The sequence below is a fragment of the Streptomyces sp. NPDC088725 genome, from assembly GCF_044751305.1.
Lineage (GTDB): Bacteria > Actinomycetota > Actinomycetes > Streptomycetales > Streptomycetaceae > Streptomyces.
Genome location: NZ_JBIVLO010000007.1, coordinates 356,702 through 377,361, shown reverse-complemented (window position 1 = coordinate 377,361; position 20,660 = coordinate 356,702). Strand labels below are relative to the sequence as shown.

Here is a 20,660-nt window from a genome sequence, read left to right as displayed (position 1 = left end):
CCCCGTCACGCGGGGGCCACAGCAGTGCGCCCAGCCCGCCAGTCCAGCCACCTTCACGACAGGAGCCCACGCCATGGCCATCGAGGTCCGCATCCCGACCATCCTCCGCACCTACACCGACGGCGCGAAGGCCGTCGAGGGCAGCGGCGACACCATCGCCGCCCTCTTCGCCGATCTCGAAACCCGCCACGCCGGCATCCAGGAACGACTCGTCGACCCCGCCAAGGACAACCAGCTGCGCCGCTTCGTCAACGTCTACCTCAACGACGAGGACGTCCGCTTCCTCGACGGCGTCACCACGAAGCTCGCCGACGGCGACAGCGTCACGATCCTCCCGGCCGTGGCCGGCGGCGCGCTCGAACAGCACACGGCCTGATGCGGTACGACTCCCCGCTGGCGGCGGTCGGGAACACCCCTCTCGTCCGCCTGCCCCGGCTGTCCCCGTCCGACGACGTACGCATCTGGGCCAAGCTGGAGGACCGCAACCCGACCGGCTCGGTCAAGGACCGCCCCGCCCTGCACATGGTCGAACAGGCCGAGAAGGACGGCAGGCTCACGCCCGGCTGCACCATCCTGGAGCCCACCAGCGGCAACACCGGCATCTCGCTCGCCATGGCGGCCAGGCTCAAGGGCTACCACATCGTCTGCGTCATGCCGGAGAACACCTCCCAGGAACGCCGCGACCTGCTCGCCATGTGGGGCGCGAAGATCATCTCGTCGCCCGCGGCCGGCGGCTCCAACACCGCCGTGCGCGTCGCCAAGGAACTGGCCGCGGAGAACCCCTCCTGGGTGATGCTCTACCAGTACGGCAACCCCGACAACGCGGGTGCGCACTACGCCACCACAGGCCCGGAGATCTACGCGGACCTCCCGTCCGTCACCCACTTCGTGGCGGGCCTCGGCACGACGGGCACGCTGATGGGGGTCGGCCGCTACCTGCGTGAGCAGAAGCCCGGCATCAAAATCGTCGCGGCGGAGCCCCGCTACGACGACGTCGTCTACGGCCTGCGCAACCTGGACGAGGGCTTCGTCCCTGAGCTGTACGACGAGTCCGTCCTGACCACACGCTTCTCCGTGGGCTCGGCGGACGCGGTCGCGCGTACGCGCGAACTCCTGCAGCAGGAAGGCATCTTCGCGGGCGTCTCGACCGGGGCGGCGCTGCACGCGGCGATCGGGGTGGGGCAGAAGGCGGTCAAGGCGGGCGAGAGCGCGGACATCGTGTTCGTCGTGGCCGACGGGGGCTGGAAGTACCTGTCCACGGGGGTGTACACGGCGCCGACCACGGAGGCGGCGATCGAGACGCTGCACGGTCAGCTCTGGGCGTAGGCCGGCGGAGCCGGCGTCGGGCGGGGCGGGTCGTTGTGGGGTGCGGTTGTCGCCGTGCCGCCGTGCCGCCGCCTTGTCGTGGTTGCGGTTGCGGTTGCCGTTGAGCCCGGCGCGCCGTCGTGGGCCGGGGCGGCCCGGGCCGGGGCGGTGCGGTCGGTGCCGGTTCCGTGCGGGGCGTTGTGGGCTGGGCGTCTTGGGGGTACGGGCCGGTGCCGTTTCCGCGCCGCCGTCGTGGCCGGGGCGTCGGGGGCGCTGTTGGTGCCGGGTTCCGTGCAGGGGAAGTGTCCGCCACTGCATGATTTACGGCGTGTACAGGCACAGTGGACACCGGGCCGGTGGTGTCCACGCCGCAAAGTCACGCTCTACGTTCTGGACACCACCCCTCCACGGCCCCCTTCTATCCGCAGACGAGCGGTTGCTCCGGTGGTCGCCGGGGTGTTGGCGTGGGCCGGGTGTGGTGCGTTGTGCCGCGCTGTTCAGTGTGGGGGCGCCGTTTGGTGGGGTTCGGCAGGGTGTCCGTTGCGTGATTTTCGGCGTGCGGTGTAGTGGACACCGGGCCGGTGGTGTCCACGCCGCAAAGTCACGCTCTACGTTCTGGACACCACCCCTCCACGGCCCCCTTCACCTGTGGGCAGCCGGTTGCTCCGGTACGGTCCCCTTCCGCCTGCGGGCGGTTCTTCCGGTGTGTGGCGCGGCGTCAGCTCTCGGGCAGGTGTTGGAGTTTGGCCCACAGCGTCGCGTCCACCGGACCCACCCGGCGGCGGAACTCCCGTAGCCGGACGTCTCGCAGTTCGTTCGTCTCCAGGTAGCTCGACCTGCCCTGCGCGTCGCCCACCGCGTCCGCGGGCAGCGGGATCACTCCCGGGCGGCCGTCGTGCTGCTTGGTCGTGATCTTCGCTACCCGGACCTTTCCGCCGCGTACCGAGAGCACCAGGCAGGGGCGGTCCTTCGCCCCAGGGGTGTCTTCGAAGGGGACGTTCGCCCACCAGATCTCGCCCGGCTGCGGGTCCCCGGGCCGGTGAGGCTTCGGTGGGCGGGGGCTTCGGCCCCGGCCGTCGACGAGTGTCGCGATCAGTGCCACGAGGACGACGAGGACGAGCGCGATCCACCACCACGTATTCATGCGACTGACGGTACCGGCCCGCCGGCAAGGGCCGGGGCCATCCGAACCAGTGAAGAGGCAGGTGAGTTCGCACACAACGGGCCTCCGTGGAGGAGCGACCGGCTGGTTCCCGCCTTAGGCTCGACAAACCGGTACGACCCCCGTCGCCCCCTATCCCCGCCACGGAGGTTCACGCTCCATGAAGCTCACCGTCGTCGGCTGCTCGGGCTCCTTCCCCGCCGCGGGATCCGCCTGCTCGAGCTACCTCGTAGAGGCCGACGGCTTCAGGCTGCTCCTCGACATGGGCAATGGTGCCCTGGGCGAGCTGCAGCGCCATATTGGTCTTTACGACCTCGACGCCATCTTCCTCAGTCATCTGCACGCCGACCACTGCATTGACATGTGTGCCTACTTCGTCGCCCGGTACTACCGGTTCGAAGGCGGCCGCTGTGACCCGATCCCGGTCTACGGCCCGGAAGGCACCGAGCAGCGGCTCACCACCGCCTACGCGGACACCCCGACGGACAAGTCCATGAGCGAGGTCTTCGACTTCCACACGCTCAAGCCGGGTTCGTTCGACATCGGCCCCTTCTCGGTCCGTACGGAGAAGGTCGCGCACCCCGTCGACACCTTCGCCATCCGGGTCGAGCACGGTGGCCGTTCCGTCACGTACTCCGGGGACACCGGTGTGTGCGAGCCGCTGGTCGAGCTGGCGGAGGGCACTGACCTCTTTCTGTGCGAGGCCGCTTTCACGTACGGCAAGGAAGACATCCCCGGCCTCCACCTCAACGGCCGCGAGGCAGGCGCACACGCCGCCCGCGCCAAGGTGGGCAGACTCGTCCTCACGCACATCCCGCCGTGGACGGACGCCCAGCGGAACCTGGCCGATGCCCGTCGGACCTATCCGGGTCGCACGGAACTCGCCGTGCCCGGCGCGGTCTACCAGATCTGACGCCGCGCCACCCGCGCGACGAAGCCCCCGCTCTCTGCTGGAAGAGAGCGGGGGCTTCGTGTTCGGTACTACGCCTTGGTGATGTCCTCGACCTCTTCCTCGGGTTCGCGGCCCGGGGTCTTGAGGTCGAACTTGACGATGGCGAAGCGGAAGACCACGTAGTAGACGACCGCGAAGGCGAGACCCAGCGGAATGATCAGCCAGGGCTTGGTCGAGAGGTTCCAGTTCAGCGCGTAGTCGATCAGACCGGCGGAGAACGTGAATCCGGTATGGACGCCGAGCGCCCAGGTCAGGGCCATGGACACGGCGGTGAGCAGCGCGTGGATCGCGTACAGCACCGGGGCGATGAACATGAAGGAGAACTCGATGGGCTCGGTGACACCGGTGACGAAGGACGTCAGGGCCAGCGAGATCATCATGCCCATCACGGCCTTGCGGCGGCTCGGGCGTGCGGTGTGCGCCATGGCGAGGGCGGCGGCCGGGAGGCCGAACATCATGATCGGGAAGAAGCCCGACATGAACTGTCCGGCGGACGGGTCACCGGCGAAGAAGCGGGTCAGGTCGCCGTGGACGAGCGCGCCGCTGCTGTTCTTGAAGTCGCCGATCTGGAACCAGGCGACGGAGTTCACGAACTGGTGCATGCCGATGGGTATCAGGCCGCGGTTGATCAGACCGAACAGGCCGGCACCGAAGGCGCCGAGACCGGTCATCCATTCACCGAAGTTGCTGATGACATCGCCGATCGGGCCCCAGACGAGACCGAAGATGACGCCCATCGCGGTACCGACGAAGGCCATGATGATCGGCACGAGACGGCGGCCGTTGAAGAAGCCGAGCCAGTCGACCAGCTTCTTGCGGTGGTAGCGCTGCCACAGGACCGCGGAGAGCAGACCCATGATGATGCCGCCGAGGACACCGGGGTTGTTGTACGTCGCCGGAGTGTCGGCGCCGGCGGAGATGACGGCGTCGGTGACGGGGAACGCCTTCAGCACGTTGCTGTAGACCAGGAAGCCGACCAGGGCGGCGAGAGCGGTGGAGCCGTCGGCCTTCTTCGCGAAGCCGATGGCCACGCCTATACAGAACAGCAGCGGCAGGTTGTCGAAGACAGCGCCGCCGGCGGTGGCGAAGACCGACGCGACCTTGTCCCAGCCGAGACCGTCGGCCCCGAAGACGTCGGGCTGGCCGAGGCGGAGCAGAATTCCCGCGGCCGGCAGGACGGCGATCGGCAGCTGCAGGCTGCGACCCACCTTCTGGAGACCCTGGAACAGGCCGGAGCCCCGCTTTTTCGCGGGTGCCGCCTGAGCGGTGGCCGTACTCATCAACTTCCTCCAGTAGGCACGGCGTCGCCAGGGCAGGAAGCGAGGGAGACGACGCCGTCATCAGAGCGGAACGCGGCGCACAGCCGCGTGGTCTACACCAGTCACTGGTGTAGACCAGTTGTAGCACGGTGTGGACGAGATAAGGAATATCGTAAACCTATTTTTTCCGATTGCGCCAAAATCGTGACTAAAGCCCCAGATCGGGGATCCGAAAGGCCCGCCGGTGTGACTCCGCTTACGCTCCGGCTGAAAGTTGACGCCGAGGCTACGCCTGGGTGTTCCGCTCCTCGATGTCGGCCTCGACGTCCTCCGGTTCGCGTCCGGGTGTGGAGAGATCGAACCGGGTGATCACGAATCGGAAGAGCGCGTAGTAGACCGCCGCGAAGACGAGACCGATCGGAATCAGCAGCCACGGCTTCGTCGCCAGGCTCCAGTTGAGGACGTAGTCGATCAGCCCCGCCGAGAAACTGAAGCCGTCCTTCGCGCCCAGCTCCCAGCTCACGAACATCGATACGCCGGTCAGCACCGCGTGAATCCCGTACAGAACAGGGGCGATGAAGAGGAACGAGTACTCGATCGGCTCGGTGATCCCCGTGACGAACGACGTCAGCCCCACCGAGAGCATCATGCCGCCCACCGCCTTGCGGCGGCCCGGCTTCGCGCAGTGGTAGATCGCCAGCGCCGCCGCGGGCAGCGCGAACATCATGATCGGGAAGAAGCCCGTGGTGAACTGGCCCGCCGTCGGGTCGCCCGCGAGGAAACGGTTGATGTCACCGTGGACGACCGTGCCGTCCGGCTTGGTGAAGTCGCCGAACTGGAACCAGACAAAGGTGTTCAGGAACTGGTGCAGCCCGAACACCAGCAGCGCGCGGTTGGCGACACCGAAGATGCCCGAACCCCACGCGCCGAGATCCGCCAGCCACTTCGAGAAACCGGTCAGCCCGTCGCCCACCGGCTCCCAGGCCCAGACGGCGAGCGAGGCCAGCAGAAGGCCGACGAACGCCATGATGATGGGGACGAGACGGCGGCCGTTGAAGAAGCCCAGCCAGTCGACCAGCTTCGTGCGGTGGAAACGCCGCCACAGCAGCGCGGTCAGCAGGCCCATCACGATCCCCCCGAAGACCCCGGGATTCTGATAGGCGGCCTGCGTGACGGTCGTACCGTCCGGCGTCACGCACACGCCGGACCAGACACCGGCGCCGGTGAACGTGGCCCCGCCCAGGCAGTCGACCGGGAAGGCGTGCAGAACCGCGTAGTAGACGAGGAAACCCGTGACCGCCGCGAGCGCCGTCGAACCGTCGGACTTCTTCGCCATACCGATCGCGACACCGACACAGAAGAGAAGGGGAAGGCCGAGGGAGGAATCGAGCAGCGCCCCGCCCGACGACGCGAACACCTTGGCCACCTTGTCCCAGCCGAGACCGTCGGAGCCGAAGACGTCGGGCTGCCCGAGCCGGTTCAGGATGCCGGCGGCCGGCAGGACCGCGATCGGCAGCTGGAGGCTGCGCCCCATCTTCTGGAGGCCCTGGAACACCACGTTCCACCACTGCTTCGGCGCCCTGTGCCTCGGCGCTGCCGCGCTCACGGAACTCATCGGCGTCCTCCGTCCCGGAGCGGGGCGGCCGTCCCGGAACAAGGCGGCCCTGGCGATCGTTCGGATACTGGTGTAGACCAGTTGCGATACGCTCCCCGGGCCCGGTCCCGGGGGCGCGTTGACCGGTGATCGTCATCATTCGACAGGTGGCGATCCACCGCCCGTGAAGCTGGGCCAACCGTGCGTTACCGTGGCGAAACGGGCCAGTGCTGGGCCGAGACAGAGCGATTTGAGAGTGGGAGAAAGACATGGCCACCAAGGCTGAGAAGATCGTCGCCGGGCTCGGCGGGCTCGACAACATCGAAGAGGTCGAAGGCTGCATCACCCGCCTTCGCACCGAGGTCATCGACCCCTCCCTCGTCGACGAGGCGGCCCTCAAGGCCGCCGGAGCGCACGGCGTCGTCAAAATGGGCACCGCGATCCAGGTCGTCATCGGCACCGACGCCGACCCGATCGCCGCCGACATCGAAGACATGATGTAAGGCACACGCCGCCGCGAAGCGGGCGCGCCCGGACACACCGCAGGGGCGCACCGCCGACTTCATCACCCGTGAGGGGCCCGATCCGGCAACCGGACGGGCCCCTCACGCGCGCCCGATAAGCTCATACGCATGTCACGAATCGACGGCCGCACCCCCGAACAGCTCCGCCCGGTCACCATCGAACGCGGATGGAGCAAGCACGCCGAGGGCTCCGTCCTCATCTCCTTCGGTGACACCAAGGTCTTCTGCACCGCCTCCGTCACCGAAGGCGTCCCCCGCTGGCGCAAGGGCAGCGGCGAAGGCTGGGTCACCGCCGAATACTCGATGCTGCCCCGCGCCACCAACACCCGAGGCGACCGCGAGTCCGTACGCGGCAAGATCGGTGGCCGCACCCACGAGATCAGCCGCCTCATCGGCCGGTCCCTGCGCGCCGTCATCGACTACAAGGCCCTCGGCGAGAACACCATCGTGCTCGACTGCGACGTACTCCAGGCCGACGGCGGCACCCGCACCGCCGCCATCACCGGCGCGTACGTGGCTCTCGCCGACGCCGTCACCTGGGCCCAGGGCAAGAAGATCATCAGGGCCGGCCGCAAGCCGCTCACCGGTACGGTCGCCGCCGTCAGCGTCGGCATCGTCGACGGCGCGCCCCTCCTCGACCTCTGCTACGAGGAAGACGTGCGCGCCGACACGGACATGAACGTCGTCTGCACCGGCGACGGCCGCTTCGTCGAGGTCCAGGGCACGGCCGAGGCCGAACCCTTCGACCGCAAGGAACTCAACGTCCTGCTCGACCTCGCCACCGCGGGCTGCGTCGACCTCGCGGAAATCCAGCGGGCGGCGCTCGGCCAGACCCTCTGACACCGGCCCTCCGACACCTGGCCCTCCGACACCTGCTCCTCCGGCAGGGGGTGCGGGCGGAACCGAATCCCCTCGGGCATCCCCTCCGGAGGTCACGGGCGTCCCGGAGGGACGGACGGGCGCGCACGCACCGAATCGTGCGCGCCCGTCCCTGCCTCCGCCGCAGGTCCGTCGTCCGTCCGGCAGGAGCGCCACGAGCGGCCGACGACCTGCGGCCCGCGTGCCCCCCGCCCCGTGCCGGAGTCCGCGTGCCCCGCGCCGGAGCGCGCAGGCGCCGGGGCCGATACTGGGGCCATGACCCGCCTGATCCTCGCCACCCGCAACGCCGGGAAAATCACCGAACTCAAGGCCATCCTCGCCGAGGCAGGCCTGCCCCACGACCTCGTCGGCGCGGAGGCCTACCCCGACGTCCCCGACGTCAAGGAAACCGGCGTCACCTTCGCCGAGAACGCCCTGCTCAAAGCCCACGCCCTCGCCCAGGCCACCGGCCACCCCGCCATCGCCGACGACTCCGGCCTCTGCGTGGACGTCCTGGGCGGCGCCCCCGGCATCTTCTCGGCCCGCTGGTCAGGCACCCACGGCGACGACCGGGCCAACCTGGACCTGCTCCTCGCCCAACTCGCCGACATCGCACCCGAGTACAGGAGCGCCCACTTCGCCTGCGCGGCCGCGCTCGCGCTCCCGGACGGCACGGAAACGGTGGTCGAAGGCCGGATGCCGGGCATCCTGCGCCACGAACCGTCCGGCACGAACGGCTTCGGCTACGACCCGATCCTCCAGCCGAACGGCGAAACCCGCACCTGCGCGGAGCTGTCCCCGGCGGAGAAGAACGCGATCAGCCACCGCGGCAAGGCGTTCCGCGCCCTGGTCCCGGCGATCAGCGAACTGGCCGGCTGAGCCCTGGCCCCTGATGGCCTGATGTCCTGGCACCGGGAAGCCGAAGGCCCGAACCGCCTGTCAGCGATTCGGGCCTTCGATTCAAAGGTGTGCGGCCGGTGGGACTCGAACCCACACAGGATTTCTCCCAGAAGCACCTAAAGCTCCCGCCGATACCAATTTGGCTACGGCCGCGTGCCCGCTGATTATGGTAGCGGGCACGCGGCTTCAGGGTCGCCCGGGTAACTGCTGGACGGGCACTCGACGCGATCTACGGCTATCGCCGCCCCGGCACCAGGTACTGGTGACCGCATGACAGTTGGGGCACAGCAACCGCAGGTTCGCAGGCCGGTTGTCGCTCCAGTCGCCGTTGATGTGATCGATTTCCAGTGTCATGGGTCTGCCCTGCCAGACGGGCCCCGTACCGCACTCCGCGCACCGTTCGGGGACGCCGGTCTCCTTCAGTGCGCGGCGTAATTGCGCGCTCTTGGTCCGTCGCGTGCCGTCATTCTTGACGAGTACCTCATCCGCGCTCTTCTGTGGCCTCGTACCCGGCTTGCCGCGGTGGTGTGCCTGGCCCAGGAAGTGCGCCGTGTCGATTCCGTACGCGGCGGTCCACCGGCGCAGCAGGGCGCGCTGCTGGGTGTTGTCCGGTCTGTGCAGGGCGCGCAGCGTGGCGGCGATGGAGCAGGACTGAGTGACCGCGCGCTGCGGTTCGGCCCTGGTGGGTTGCCCCGTCCTGCTCCCACCGCGGCGGCGGAAGTGTGAGATGTCGATGCCGAAGTGCTCGAACCGCCTGGAGAGATGACGTCGCAGGCCGCCGTAGGGCGGGGTGCCCAAGAACGCGATCACCGCGTCGATGTCACCGCACCGTTCCGCGGCCTCCGCCAGCCGCTCGCGTGTGTACCGCTGGCCGTTGCTCATGGGTCGCCCGCCTCAACACGGGCCGCGCGAAAGATCGGTTGACCTGACGCTCCTGCCGCTTCTGCGGTAAGAGTCGGTTGTGGCATGGCAGTTGGGGCACAGAAGACGGAGGTTCTCTCGCTGGGTGTCGCGCCAGTTGCCATCGATGTGGTCCACCTCCAGGGGGAGGGGACGGCCGCGCCACACCGACTCACATCCGCAGAGCGCGCATTGATCCGGCAGCCCCAGTTCGAGCAGTGCTCGCTTGAGCCGTGAGCTGGGCGTACGGCGGGCGTGTGGCGAGTCGTTCTCCACCAGGATTTCTTCGGGCGAACGGCGCCGCGGATTGCTCAACGGGCTGTCCGTGCGTGCCTGTGGCGAGAAGTGCGAGGTGTCGATGCCCAGGGCTCTGACGCGCCGGCTGATGTGCGTGTGCTGACCGCCCACCAGTTCAACGCCCAGACGCCGCAGTACCTCGTTCATGCTTGTCGACGCGGTGACGGCGGACTGGAGTATCTCCTTGGTCCACCGGACCCCTTCGCGCTCGAAGTGCGAGATGCTGATACCCAGTTTCCTCAACCGCCCGACAACGTAATTGCGTTGGGGCGAGTTCCCCGGATCGGCTCCCAGCCTGGTCAGCGCTTCGGACATGGTCCGCGACGAGCGCACCGCCTCCGCCAGGCGCTCTCGCGTGTACGGGCTCACCACGCGCATGGTCCGTCCCCTCCGATCCGGCCGCCCGTTCGCAGCCTCGTACGGAGTAACGAACCGGATGGCGGACAGTCACGTACGAAACGCGGAACACGGCACGCGGAACACAGAACACCAGAACGCCCCGGAACCCACCCGCGCGGACGGGTTCCGGGGCGTTCCGTGGTTCGCGGGGAGGGTCAGAAGCGGGGTTCCGGGGTCTGGGAGTGGGCCAGTTCCGCGGCTTCTTCCTCGGTCTCGACCGACGGGGGCGAGCCGTCCAGCGGCTTGCGTGCCGTTTCCTTCATGCACGCCACCGAGATCACACCCACCAGCGCCGCCGCCATCGCGTAGTACGCCGGCATCAGGTTCGTACCCGCGAAGCTGATCAGCGCCGTGATCACCAGCGGGGTCGTGCCGCCGAATATCGACGCCGAGAGGTTGTAGCCGATCGAGAGCGAGCCGTAGCGCACCTGTGTCGGGAACAGCGCGGGCAGCGCGGCGGACATCGTGCCGAGGAGGCAGACCAGGGAGACACCGAGCATCAGCAGGCCGAGGATGACCGCCCACACACCGCCCTGCCTGACCAGGAGGAAGGCCGGCAGGGACAGGATGAGGAAGCCGAGCATGCCGGTCATCAGCAGGGGTTTGCGGCCGAAGTGGTCGCTCAGTTTGCCGACGTGGGTGATGACCAGCATCTGGGCGACCATCACGCCGAGCAGGATGAGCAGGCCGTGTGTCTCGGTGTAGCCGAGTTCGTCGGAGAGGTACGTCGGCATGTACGACAGCAGCATGTAGTCCGTGATGTTGTACGCGCCGACGAGTGCGATGCACAGGATCAGCGTCGGCCAGTAGTCCCGGAAGATCCGGCCGACCTCGCCGGCCGGCGAGGTCTCCACGGGGTCGGCGGCGTCGGAGGCGCGGACGTTCTCCGACTCCAGTTTCTGGAAGGCGGGGGTCTCGTCGAGCTTCAGCCGCAGGTAGAGGCCGACGAGGCCGAGCGGGCCCGCGACCAGGTAGGGGACGCGCCAGCCCCAGCTGTCCATGCCGCTGGTGCCCAGCCACGCGGTCAGCGCGGTGACCAGGCCGGCCGCGCCGACGTAGCCGGCGAGCGTGCCGAATTCGAGGAAGCTGCCGTAGTAGCCACGGCGTTTGTCGGGCGCGTACTCCGCTATGAAGGTGGAGGCTCCGCCGTACTCGCCGCCGGTGGAGAAGCCCTGGACCAGGCGCAGCAGGATCAGCAGGACGGGCGCCCAGAAACCGATCGTGTCGTACGAGGGGATGAGCCCGATGGCGAAGGTGCCGATCGCCATCATGATCATCGTCAGCGCGAGGACCTTCTTGCGGCCGACCTTGTCGCCCAGGGGCCCGAGGACCATGCCGCCGATGGGCCGTACGAGGAAGGCCACGGCGAAGGTCGCGAAGGAGGAGAGCAGTTCGATCGTGGGGTTGTCCGACGGGAAGAAGACGCGCCCGATGGTTCCGGCGAGGTAGGCGTAGATGCCGAAGTCGAACCATTCCATGGCATTGCCGAGGGCGGCGGCCCTGGTCGCGCGTTTGACGGCGGGTTCGTCCGTGACGGTGATGTCCGACCGGCGCAGTTTGGGGTTCTTCCGCTGTCGGATGGTGCGGAAGAGGGTGGGATGTCGCCTGACCGCTGCGGGGTCGGCCGCCTCTTCGTTTCCGTGGCCGGCCATGCGGGTTCCTTTCCTCGGCGGAGAACAGTCCAGAGGGACCTTCTGTGCAGCCGTGGCGATCGCAAACCGAAGTCCCACCCCATAAGTAAGTGGGACTTCGGTCACAGACCCGGTTCCCGCGCGGTCAGATGCCGAGGTCTTTGATGATCTTGGCGACGTGGCCGGTGGCACGCACGTTGTAGAACGCGCGCTCGATGCGGCCCTCCTCGTCGACGACGAAGGTCGAGCGGATGACGCCGGTGACGGTCTTCCCGTACATCTGCTTCTCGCCGAACGCTCCGTACGCCTCCAGGACGGCCTTCGAGGGGTCGGCGACGAGGGTGACCTTCAGGCTCTCCTGGTCGCGGAACTTCGCCAGCTTCTCCGGCTTGTCGGGGGACACGCCGATGACGTCGTATCCGGCTCCGGCGAGCAGTTCCAGGTTGTCGGTGAAGTCGCAGGCCTGCTTGGTGCAGCCGGGGGTGAGTGCCGCCGGGTAGAAGTAGACGATGACCTTGCGGCCCTTGTGGTCCGAGAGCGACACGTCCTTGCCGTCCGCGTCGGGCAGGGTGAATGCGGGGGCGGTGTCGCCGGGCTCAAGTCGCTCGCTCATGGTTCTCCGTAGGTTGTCGGGGTGTACGACATGGTGTCGGGGTGTATGACGCCGAGCGTAATAGGGGGTGCCGCCGGGTGCGGGAGCGGCGGAGCTGACAGACTGTCGACGAAGGTTGACCCGATACGACGACGGAGGCGGCGAGGTGTCGGATTCCAGGACCCCAGCGCAGATCGAGGCGGACATCATCCGCAGGCGCGGGCAGCTCGCGGTGACGCTGGACGAGATCGGGGTGCGGGTGCATCCCAGGACGATCGTCGGCGACGCGAAGGCCAAGGTGGCTTCGACGGTGGATCAGACGGCCGGGCGCGCGTTTGTCGCTGTGAACAGGACGGTGTCGGACGTGCGGGCGCAGTTCGTCGGTGACGACGGCTCGCCGCGGCTCGGGCGGGTGGTGCCGGTGGCGCTGGTCGCGGTCGGTGTCGTCGGGCTGCTCGTGCTGACGACGCGGCGGCGCCGGGGCTGACGGGCGCGGCCGGCGGCTCGAACAGACGACCCCTGTGGCGCGGGGCGTGGCCGTGGGCAGGTAGGTTCTGGGGCGTGAGCGAGAACACCCACGACAAGCTGCCCATCCGGATGCTTCATGACCGCGTGCTGGTCAGTACGGACAGCGCGGAGGGCGAGCGGCGTTCGTCCGGCGGCATCGTCATTCCCGCGACGGCGGCGGTCGGCCGCCGTCTTGCCTGGGCCGAGGTGGTGGCCGTGGGGCAGAACGTACGGACGGTGGAGCCGGGAGACCGGGCGCTGTACGACCCCGAGGACCGCGCCGAGGTCGAGGTGCGCGGAGCGACGTACGTGCTGATGCGGGAGCGCGACCTGCACGCGGTGGCCGCGGACCGTTTCGAGGGGTCGGAGGACTCCACGGGGCTGTACCTGTAGGGCCTGTGGGCTGCGGGGCGTCGGACCTTACGGAGCGGCGCCGGACGCGGTGATGGCGGACCGGTAGTACCGAAAAGCACGGAGAAGCGCCGGGATCCGGTGACCGCGGTCACCGGATCCCGGCGCTTTCGTCTGTCTTCGGAGGCGGCCGGCCGGCCCGTGCGTCAGGGGCCGAAGGCCGGAGGCGCGCCGCCGGCGGTGGTGCCCTCGCCGCCCGTGTCGGTCCCGCCGGCGCCGCTGTCCCCGCCGCCTCCGGTGCCGTTCGCGCCGCCGGTGGATCCGTCGGTCGTTCCTCCGCCGGTGTCGCCGCCGTTCTGGCCCTGGTCGGATCCTTCGGTCTGGCCGCCGGTCTGGCCCTGCGTGGGGCTCTGGCTCTGGCCTCCGGCGCCGTTGTCGCCGCCCGTCTGGCCCTGTGACTGTCCGCCGGTCTGACCGCCGCCCGTCCTGCCGCCGCTCTGGCCGCCGTTCTGGCCGCCGTTCTGCGCCTGGCCGGAGGGCTCGTCCGGCTCGTCGGGTTCTTCGGACTCGTCGGAGTCGCCGGAAGAGGGGTCGGGGTCCGGGGAGGCCGCCACGTCGGCGCCTTCCGCCAGCTCCAGGTCGAAGTCCTTGACGGCGGCGCCCTTGAGCGCGGCGGCGGTGTACTGGCCCCAGATCTGGGCCGGGGGTCCGCCGCCGTTGATACGGGCCAGGCCGAGCGCTCCGTAGAGCGGCTTCTGCTGGGCGGTGACGGGGTCGGCGCCCATGACCGAGATGACCGTGGCGAGGTTCGGGGTGTAGCCGGCGAACCAGGCGGCCTTGTCGCTCTCCGCGGTGCCCGTCTTGCCCGCTGCGGGGCGTCCCGCCGAGCGTGCGGCCGCGCCGGTGCCCGCGTCGCTCTCGACGACGCTGCGGAGCATGGACGTGGTGGTGTCGGCGGCTTCGCGGCTGATGGCCTGCGAGTTCTCGTGCGGGGAGAGCTTGACCTGCTGCCCGTTCTTGCTGATCTTGCCGACCAGGCTGTACGGCGCGTGTTTGCCGTGGTTGGCGAGGGTCGCGTACGCCTGGGTCATGTCGACGATGCTCGCGGTGGACGGGCCGAGCGCGATGGACGGGGTGGGGCTCAGGTCGGGCGTGTTCTTCGGGATGCCGAGGGCGACCGCGGTGGCCCTGACGGTGGCGGGGCCCACGTCCTCGGCCATCTGCGCGTAGACGGCGTTGACGGACTTGTTGGTGGCGGTCCGTACGGTGATGTCGCCGTAGTCGATGTCGTCCTCGTTCGAGGGGGAGTAGCCGGTCGGTCCCGAGGGGCCCTGGACCATGCGCCCGTTACTGCCGTCGTAGACGGTGTTCGGGGTGATGCGTTCGCCGTCCTGGGTCTCGGACTCGTTCTCGACGGCGGAGGCGAAGACGAACGGTTTGAAGGTGGAGCCGACCTGGAAGTCGCGGCGGGTCGCGTTGTTGACGTACTGCTTCGTGTAGTCGATGCCGCCGTACATCGCGACGACCTCGCTGCTCGCGGGGTCGATGGACGCGCCGCCGACGCGGACGTTCTTGTCGGCCTTGCGGTCGGGGTCGAGCTTGGAAGTGACCTGGTCCTTCACGGCCTTGACCAGGGCGTCCTGTTTTTTCCTGTCGATGGTGGTGGTGATCCGGTAGCCGCCGGTGGCGAGGGTGTTCTCGTCGATGATCTTGTTGCCGGTGAGGTAGTCCTTGACGGCCTGGACGAGGTAGCCGCGCTGCCCCGAGAGCCCGGTGGTGTTGGGCTTGATGGTGTCGGGCACGGGGAAGGCGGTCGTCTTCCGGGTGCCGGCGGAGAGCCAGCCTTCCTTGACCATGCCGTCGAGTACGTAATTCCAGCGGGCGACGGCGGCGGTCCTGTTCTCGGGGTGGACGACGACGTCGTACTCGCTGGGCGCGTTGAGCAGCGAGGCCAGATAGGCGCCCTCGGCCGTGTTGACGTCCTCGATGTTCTTGCCGTAGTAGGCCTGGGCCGCCGCCTGGATGCCGTAGGCGTTGCGGCCGAAATAGCTGGTGTTGAGGTAGCCTTCGAGGATCTGCGACTTGCTCTGCTCGCGATTGAGTTTGATCGCGATGAAGAATTCCTTGCCCTTGCGCAGGACGGTCTGTTCCTGGCCGAGGTAGTAATTCTTCACGTACTGCTGGGTGATGGTCGAACCGCCCTGGGTGCCCTTGCCCGTGAGGGTGTTCCAGCCGGCGCGCGCCATGCCCTGCGGGTCGATGGCCGGTTCGCCGTAGAAGCCGCGGTCCTCGGCGGCGAGCACGGCCCGCTGTACGGTCTTGGGGACCTGGGCGAGCCGGATGTTCTCCCGGTTGGTCTCGCCGTCGCGGGCGATCGGAGTGCCGTCCTTGTAGAGGTACACATTGGACTGGGCGGTGGCGGCGGCGTTGGCGGCCGGGATGTCGACGAGCTTGTAGCCCGCGATGAACCCGCCGACGACGATGACCGCCAGGAGTACGAATCCGCCGAGCATTATCCGCCAGGTGGGGAAGAGGCGGCGCCAGCCGGTGCGCTTGGGGCGTTTGCGCTGCTCGTCCTCGGGTTTGCCCTGCTGCTGCGGCGCGTCCTCGGGTTCGCCCTGCTGCTGTGGCTCGTCGCTCATATGTGGGAAGACTCCTCAGCCGCCGCCGGTGGTTCGCTCCCCGGCATAACGGTGTCGTATCAGGCGATTCGCTGTGCAGCCTCGTGAAACGCTGTCCAGCTCCATGAAACACGGTCAGATCGCGGAAGCGGCTCCGGTCGGATATTGGGTCGCGCCGCCCGACTCCGTTGGACTACGGTCGGGCGCTTTGGTACATGACGGGTGGAAGGGGATGCTGTGCGGCTGTATGCCGTGGTGGCCGCGGGTGGGTTCCGGCGCTATGCGACGTATCGCGTGGCCACCTTCGCGGGAATTTTCACCAACACCGTTTTCGGCTTCATCCTGGCGTACACCTATATAGCTCTCTGGGACGAACGGCCGCGGCTCGGCGGCTACGACCTGCCACAGGCGCTCACGTATGTGTGGCTCGGCCAGGCGCTGCTGATGACCTGCGCGATGATGGGCGGCAGTTTCCAGGAAGAGCTTATCGATCGAATCCGTTCGGGTGACATCGCCGTCGATCTTTACCGGCCCGCAGACCTCCAGTTGTGGTGGCTGGCGGGGGATCTGGGCCGGGCCGCGTTCCATCTGCTGGGGCGCGGGATCGCGCCGATGGTGCTCGGATCGTTCGCCTTCGAGCTGGCGCTGCCGTCGAATCCGCTGATGTGGCTGGCGTTCCTGTTCTCCGTGGCGCTCGGGGTGGTGGTCAGCTTCGGGATCCGATACCTGGTCGCGCTGTCCGCGTTCTGGCTGATGGACGGCGCGGGAATGGCTCAAATGGTCATGCTGGCAGGGACGTTCTTCTCCGGCATGCTGCTTCCGCTGACGCTCTTCCCCGGCCTGCTGGGGGACGTCGCGCGGGCGCTGCCGTGGTCCTCGATGCTGCAGATCCCCGCGGACGTCTTCCTCGGCAAGCACACCGGCTGGGGGCTGGTGGGGACGTACGCGTTCCAGGCGGGCTGGGCACTGGCGCTGCTCGCGGCCGGGCGGGCGTTGCAGTCCGGCGCGACACGGAGGGTGGTGGTTCAGGGTGGCTGACGTGGCTGGTGCCGGCGGTGCCTTGGGCGGGGCGGTTCCCGAGGCTTCTCCCGAGGCTCTTCCCGAGGCGCGGTGGGGCGAACGGGCGACCCGGTGGGAGAGCCTGCGCAACGGGCTTCGGGTCTACCGGCTGATCGTGGCGATGTGGATCAGATCCACGATGACGTACCGTGCGTCCTTCCTGATGACGGCCGTCGGGAACTTCATGGCGACCGCCTTCGACTTCGTGGCGATCCTGCTGATGTTCGCTCATGTGGACTCGCTGGGCGGCTACGCGCTCCCCGAGATCGCGTTCCTGTACGGGACCGCGGGCACGGCCTTCGGCCTCGCCGACCTGACGGTGGGGTCGATGGGCCGGCTCGGCAGCCGGGTGCGCGACGGCACACTCGACGCGCTCCTGCTGCGCCCCGCGCCGGTGCTCGCGCAGGTGGCGGGGGACCGGTTCGCGTTGCGGCGGCTCGGGCGGATCACGCAGGGGCTGCTGGTGCTGAGTTACGGCCTGGTGTCGGTGGACATCGACTGGACCGTCGTACGGGTGCTGATGGTGCCGATGATGGTGATCAGCGGGGCGGTGATCTTCGCGGCGGTGTTCGTGGCGGGCGGGGCGTTCCAGTTCTGGGCGCAGGATGCGTCGGAGGTGCAGAACTCATTCACGTTCGGCGGAGTGACGCTGCTGCAGTACCCGCCGTCCATTTTCGCCGAGGACCTGGTGCGCGGGGTGACGTTCGTGGTGCCGCTGGCCTTCGTGAACTGGCTGCCCGCGCTGTATGTCCTGGGCCGCGAGAGCCCGTTGGGGCTGCCGGACTGGGTGGCGTTCCTGCCGCCGGTGGTGGGAGTCGCGTGCTGCGCGCTGGCGGGGTGGGCGTGGCGGCTGGCGCTGCGGGCGTACCGGAGCACCGGGAGCTAGAGGATGGGAGATATCCAATGAGCTTGGAAACCAGAGGAGTTGCGGGCGCGGCCGACGAGGCGGACGTGACGGTCCGCGCCGGTGGCGGGGGCACCGCGACGGACGCGGACTTCATCGTGCTGGACGGCGTCGAGAAGGTCTTCGACGTGCGGCGCAAGGTGGGCAGGATGCGTCGTGAGAAGCATCAGGTGCGCGCGGTCGACGGCATCAGCTTCCAGGTGCCGCGCGGTGAGATGGTCGGCTACATCGGTCCGAACGGAGCCGGCAAGTCCACCACCATCAAGATGCTCACCGGCATCCTGACCCCGAGCGGCGGACGGCTGCGGGTCGCGGGCATCGACCCGTCCCGGGAGCGTACGAGGCTGGCGCAGCGCATCGGTGTCGTGTTCGGCCAGCGGACCACACTGTGGTGGGACCTGCCGCTGATCGACTCGTACCGTCTGATGCACCGCATGTACCGGATTCCGGACGCGCGGTACCGGGAGAACCTTGAGCGGTGCGTCGAACTGCTCTCGCTGGGTGAGCTGTTGAACGTACCCGTACGCCAGCTGTCCCTGGGGCAGCGGATGCGCGGCGATATCGCTGCGGCGCTGCTGCACGATCCCGAGGTGCTGTATCTGGACGAGCCGACCATCGGCCTCGATGTGGTGTCGAAGGCCGGAGTCCGTTCGTTTCTACGGGACTTGAACGTGGAGCGCGGTACGACGGTGCTGCTGACGACGCACGATCTGACCGATATCGAGCAGCTGTGCAAGCGCGTGATGGTGATCGACCACGGGCGGCTGCTGTACGACGGCGCGCCGGCCGGTCTGCACGAGGTGGGGGAGAGCGAGCGGATGCTCGTGGTCGACCTGGAGCGTGAACTCCCGCCGATCGAGCTGCCGGACGCGGGATCGTCGGCGGTGCGGGTGGTGCGGGTGGAGGGGCCGAGGCAGTGGCTGGCGTTCCCCGCCACGGAGTCGGCCGCGCCGCTGGTCGCGCAGGTGGCGGCGGCGTATCCGCTGGTGGATCTCTCGGTGCGGGAGCCGGACATCGAAGCGGTGATCGCCAAGATGTACGCGGACCGGCCGGCTGCGTGATGCGGTCCGGTCGGCTGCGTGATGCGGTCCGGCCGGCCGCGTGATGCGGTCCGGTCGTCCGCTGTCTTCAGCTGCTGTCCTCAACTGCGGTCTTCCGTCCCCCCCGTCTGGGCGGTTCCGGTCCTTCAACGGGCCCGTCTCTTCCGCGAGTTCGCTCCACGTGGTGGTGAACTACGGAAGGGGCGGGCCGGTTGGCGTGTCAGACCGGCCCGGGCCGGCTCACAGGGTGGCCGGCGTCCTGTCACCCAGCAGGTTGAGGTTGAGGGTGCGGGCCATCGCCGTGTAGCCGGCGTCACTCGGGTGCAGTCCGTCCCCGGAGTCGTACACCGGCCGGAGCCGGGTGGGTGCGTACGGGTCGCGCAGCGCCTTGTCGAAGTCGACGACGGCGTCGTAGATCCCGCCCGCCCTGATCTGCGCGTTGACCTGCTCGCGTACGGACTCCTGGACGCCGGTGTAGCCGCGGTGCGCGCCGAACGGCGTCAGCGTCGAGCCGATGACGCGCAGTCCGCGCGCGTGTGCCTGGCGGGTGAGCGCCTTCAGCCCGGCGGTGATCCTGGACGGGTCCGTCTGGCGCCCCCGCAGGATGTCGTTGACTCCGAGGTCGATGACGACGGTCTTCGCGCCGGCACGGTCGAGGACGTCACGCCGGAAGCGGTTGATGCCGCTCGCGCCGTTCTTGGTGTCGACCGCGTCCACCAGGACCTGGTTCCCGCCGATGCCCTCGTTGACGACGCCGTACTGGAGGCCGGCGACCCGGCGGGCGAACACGTCGGGCCAGCGGTTGTCCTTGTCCTTGGTGGAGCCGACGCCGTCGGTGATGGAGTCGCCGAACGCGACGACCGTCCCCTTCGCCTTCTGATTGAGCACGTCGACGGCGGTGACGTAGCGCCAGGCCGTGGTCGGCTCGGTGTACGCGGTGCTCCCCAGCTCCTCCGTACGGTCGCCTTCGGCGAAGTACGAGGTCTGCTGAGCGTGCGTGTGATACGTCGCGGGTCCGCCGGGTACGGGCGTGTAGAGCGACACGAGCAGATCGCTGTTGTCCGCCACGCGCAGCCGTACCGGGTCGCTGATGACCTGTCCGCCGGGCGGCACGGTCACGTTCTCGCGGTGGGCGAAGGTCAGACGCCGCATGGTCCCGGGTGCGGCGGCCGCGCCGCCCGCGTGGACGGCGACCGAGGCGTGGCCGATGAACAGCGCCTTGGGGCTGTAGAGATTCGAGAACGTCACACGGGCGCTGGTGCCGCCGATGCTGAGGTGAACGACGTTGCGGATGGAACGCCCGGGGTATCCGGTGGGCGCCTCCTGTTCGGCACCGACGGGCGCGGTGGCCCAGGTGCCGGTCCAGGTGTCGGCGGAGGCCGGCTCCGCCGCTCCGACGGGCACCCGGGCCTGGGCGCTGGGCCCGCGTGAGCCGTCGCTGTCCCGGACGGCCGCCGAGTCGGACCGCGGTCCGCCGTCCGAGCCCCAGAAGCCGCCGGAGCCGCCCAGGGAGCCGAAGGTGGTGAAGATGGCGGCGCACACCAGCACCACCACGCCTACAAGTGCTCCCAGCAGGGCAAATACGCGATGTCTGGTCATGGCCCCGTGTCTCCTTACCCGTACGTACAGAACACATCATCCGGCATCGTTCGGGAACTCGACGCGCACCCCAGGAGTCGGTCTGGTGGCCACAACCGGTCAGGTAGGCACAATGCGTACGACGGAATCGGGTGCACGCTACGTACGCGGACGGGTGGAGCGGATGGAACGCAGGAATCCGGAAGAGCCGGCAGAGGCCGGCGGTT

The 20,660-nt window shown here is 68.7% G+C and carries 20 protein-coding genes and 1 tRNA gene; 11 read left to right on the top strand and 10 right to left on the bottom strand.

What is annotated here, in order from left to right; genetic code table 11:
* Nucleotides 1-73 precede the first annotated feature (73 nt).
* On the top strand, nucleotides 74-376 hold the full coding sequence (locus ACIP6N_RS20395) for a MoaD/ThiS family protein (protein ID WP_401817297.1): 303 nt from the start codon (nucleotides 74-76) through the stop codon (nucleotides 374-376).
* Entirely contained in the window at nucleotides 376-1,326 is a 951-nt protein-coding gene (locus ACIP6N_RS20390) for a PLP-dependent cysteine synthase family protein (protein ID WP_401817296.1), read from the top strand. Before ACIP6N_RS20395 ends, ACIP6N_RS20390 begins: the two co-directional genes overlap by 1 nt.
* Before the next feature lie 697 nt (nucleotides 1,327-2,023).
* Here ACIP6N_RS20390 and ACIP6N_RS20385 read toward each other — a convergent pair.
* Complete coding sequence (locus ACIP6N_RS20385) at nucleotides 2,024-2,449, bottom strand: type II toxin-antitoxin system PemK/MazF family toxin (protein WP_401817295.1); 426 nt, start codon at nucleotides 2,447-2,449, stop codon at nucleotides 2,024-2,026.
* A gap of 178 nt (nucleotides 2,450-2,627) precedes the next feature.
* Here ACIP6N_RS20385 and ACIP6N_RS20380 point away from each other — a divergent pair, with 178 nt between their 5' ends.
* Entirely contained in the window at nucleotides 2,628-3,380 is a 753-nt protein-coding gene (locus ACIP6N_RS20380; protein WP_401817293.1) for an MBL fold metallo-hydrolase, read from the top strand.
* 68 nt (nucleotides 3,381-3,448) lie between these two features.
* Here the strand turns inward: ACIP6N_RS20380 and ACIP6N_RS20375 are convergent, their stop codons facing one another.
* Nucleotides 3,449-4,699, bottom strand: coding sequence for a PTS transporter subunit EIIC (locus tag ACIP6N_RS20375; protein ID WP_401817292.1), 1,251 nt, complete (start codon nucleotides 4,697-4,699; stop codon nucleotides 3,449-3,451).
* Nucleotides 4,700-4,964: 265 nt separating this feature from the next.
* The gene (locus ACIP6N_RS20370; protein WP_401817291.1) at nucleotides 4,965-6,293 is read right to left on the bottom strand and encodes a PTS transporter subunit EIIC; all 1,329 of its coding nucleotides are present in this window, start codon (nucleotides 6,291-6,293) and stop codon (nucleotides 4,965-4,967) included.
* 248 nt (nucleotides 6,294-6,541) lie between these two features.
* Between ACIP6N_RS20370 and ACIP6N_RS20365 the strand changes: the two genes are divergently transcribed.
* The 3 genes from ACIP6N_RS20365 (at nucleotide 6,542) to rdgB (ending at nucleotide 8,533) form a co-directional block, all read left to right on the top strand.
* Nucleotides 6,542-6,775 carry a PTS glucose/sucrose transporter subunit IIB gene (locus ACIP6N_RS20365; protein WP_326015591.1) on the top strand — a complete coding sequence of 78 codons (234 nt, stop codon included), beginning with the start codon at nucleotides 6,542-6,544 and terminating at the stop codon, nucleotides 6,773-6,775.
* Nucleotides 6,776-6,904: 129 nt separating this feature from the next.
* Nucleotides 6,905-7,636 (top strand): ribonuclease PH, encoded by a 732-nt coding sequence (rph, locus tag ACIP6N_RS20360; RefSeq protein WP_401817290.1) that lies wholly within the window; start codon nucleotides 6,905-6,907, stop codon nucleotides 7,634-7,636.
* A gap of 294 nt (nucleotides 7,637-7,930) precedes the next feature.
* The gene (gene rdgB, locus ACIP6N_RS20355) at nucleotides 7,931-8,533 is read left to right on the top strand and encodes an RdgB/HAM1 family non-canonical purine NTP pyrophosphatase (RefSeq protein ID WP_401817288.1); all 603 of its coding nucleotides are present in this window, start codon (nucleotides 7,931-7,933) and stop codon (nucleotides 8,531-8,533) included.
* Between the two features lie 90 nt (nucleotides 8,534-8,623).
* On the opposite strand, the gene ACIP6N_RS20350 is transcribed toward rdgB, so the two are convergent.
* The 5 genes from ACIP6N_RS20350 to bcp form a co-directional block, all read right to left on the bottom strand.
* Nucleotides 8,624-8,707, bottom strand: a tRNA-Leu gene (locus ACIP6N_RS20350).
* A gap of 33 nt (nucleotides 8,708-8,740) precedes the next feature.
* A complete protein-coding gene (locus tag ACIP6N_RS20345) occupies nucleotides 8,741-9,436 on the bottom strand; it encodes an HNH endonuclease signature motif containing protein (protein ID WP_401817287.1) in 696 nt (231 codons plus the stop codon).
* Between the two features lie 12 nt (nucleotides 9,437-9,448).
* Complete coding sequence (locus ACIP6N_RS20340) at nucleotides 9,449-10,066, bottom strand: HNH endonuclease signature motif containing protein (protein ID WP_401817285.1); 618 nt, start codon at nucleotides 10,064-10,066, stop codon at nucleotides 9,449-9,451.
* A 239-nt stretch (nucleotides 10,067-10,305) separates the two neighbouring features.
* Nucleotides 10,306-11,802, bottom strand: coding sequence for a glycine betaine/L-proline transporter ProP (gene proP / locus ACIP6N_RS20335; protein WP_401817283.1), 1,497 nt, complete (start codon nucleotides 11,800-11,802; stop codon nucleotides 10,306-10,308).
* A 124-nt stretch (nucleotides 11,803-11,926) separates the two neighbouring features.
* Nucleotides 11,927-12,394 carry a thioredoxin-dependent thiol peroxidase gene (gene bcp / locus ACIP6N_RS20330; protein WP_401817281.1) on the bottom strand — a complete coding sequence of 156 codons (468 nt, stop codon included), beginning with the start codon at nucleotides 12,392-12,394 and terminating at the stop codon, nucleotides 11,927-11,929.
* A 145-nt stretch (nucleotides 12,395-12,539) separates the two neighbouring features.
* Here bcp and ACIP6N_RS20325 point away from each other — a divergent pair, with 145 nt between their 5' ends.
* Both ACIP6N_RS20325 and ACIP6N_RS20320 read left to right on the top strand, forming a co-directional pair.
* Nucleotides 12,540-12,860, top strand: a complete 321-nt coding sequence (locus ACIP6N_RS20325; protein ID WP_401817279.1) for a DUF3618 domain-containing protein — start codon at nucleotides 12,540-12,542, stop codon at nucleotides 12,858-12,860.
* A gap of 74 nt (nucleotides 12,861-12,934) precedes the next feature.
* On the top strand, nucleotides 12,935-13,273 hold the full coding sequence (locus ACIP6N_RS20320) for a GroES family chaperonin (RefSeq protein WP_401817278.1): 339 nt from the start codon (nucleotides 12,935-12,937) through the stop codon (nucleotides 13,271-13,273).
* A gap of 164 nt (nucleotides 13,274-13,437) precedes the next feature.
* Here the strand turns inward: ACIP6N_RS20320 and ACIP6N_RS20315 are convergent, their stop codons facing one another.
* The gene (locus tag ACIP6N_RS20315; RefSeq protein WP_401817277.1) at nucleotides 13,438-15,873 is read right to left on the bottom strand and encodes a transglycosylase domain-containing protein; all 2,436 of its coding nucleotides are present in this window, start codon (nucleotides 15,871-15,873) and stop codon (nucleotides 13,438-13,440) included.
* A 216-nt stretch (nucleotides 15,874-16,089) separates the two neighbouring features.
* Between ACIP6N_RS20315 and ACIP6N_RS20310 the strand changes: the two genes are divergently transcribed.
* Genes ACIP6N_RS20310 through ACIP6N_RS20300 form a run of 3 tightly spaced genes read left to right on the top strand, consistent with a single transcriptional unit; the run spans nucleotide 16,090 to nucleotide 18,876 of the window.
* Complete coding sequence (locus tag ACIP6N_RS20310) at nucleotides 16,090-16,890, top strand: ABC transporter permease (protein WP_401817275.1); 801 nt, start codon at nucleotides 16,090-16,092, stop codon at nucleotides 16,888-16,890.
* Nucleotides 16,883-17,797 (top strand): ABC transporter permease, encoded by a 915-nt coding sequence (locus tag ACIP6N_RS20305; RefSeq protein ID WP_401817274.1) that lies wholly within the window; start codon nucleotides 16,883-16,885, stop codon nucleotides 17,795-17,797. Before ACIP6N_RS20310 ends, ACIP6N_RS20305 begins: the two co-directional genes overlap by 8 nt.
* Nucleotides 17,798-17,814: 17 nt before the next feature.
* Complete coding sequence (locus ACIP6N_RS20300) at nucleotides 17,815-18,876, top strand: ATP-binding cassette domain-containing protein (protein WP_401817273.1); 1,062 nt, start codon at nucleotides 17,815-17,817, stop codon at nucleotides 18,874-18,876.
* A gap of 219 nt (nucleotides 18,877-19,095) precedes the next feature.
* On the opposite strand, the gene ACIP6N_RS20295 is transcribed toward ACIP6N_RS20300, so the two are convergent.
* Entirely contained in the window at nucleotides 19,096-20,454 is a 1,359-nt protein-coding gene (locus ACIP6N_RS20295) for an SGNH/GDSL hydrolase family protein (RefSeq protein ID WP_401817272.1), read from the bottom strand.
* Nucleotides 20,455-20,660: the final 206 nt, after the last annotated feature.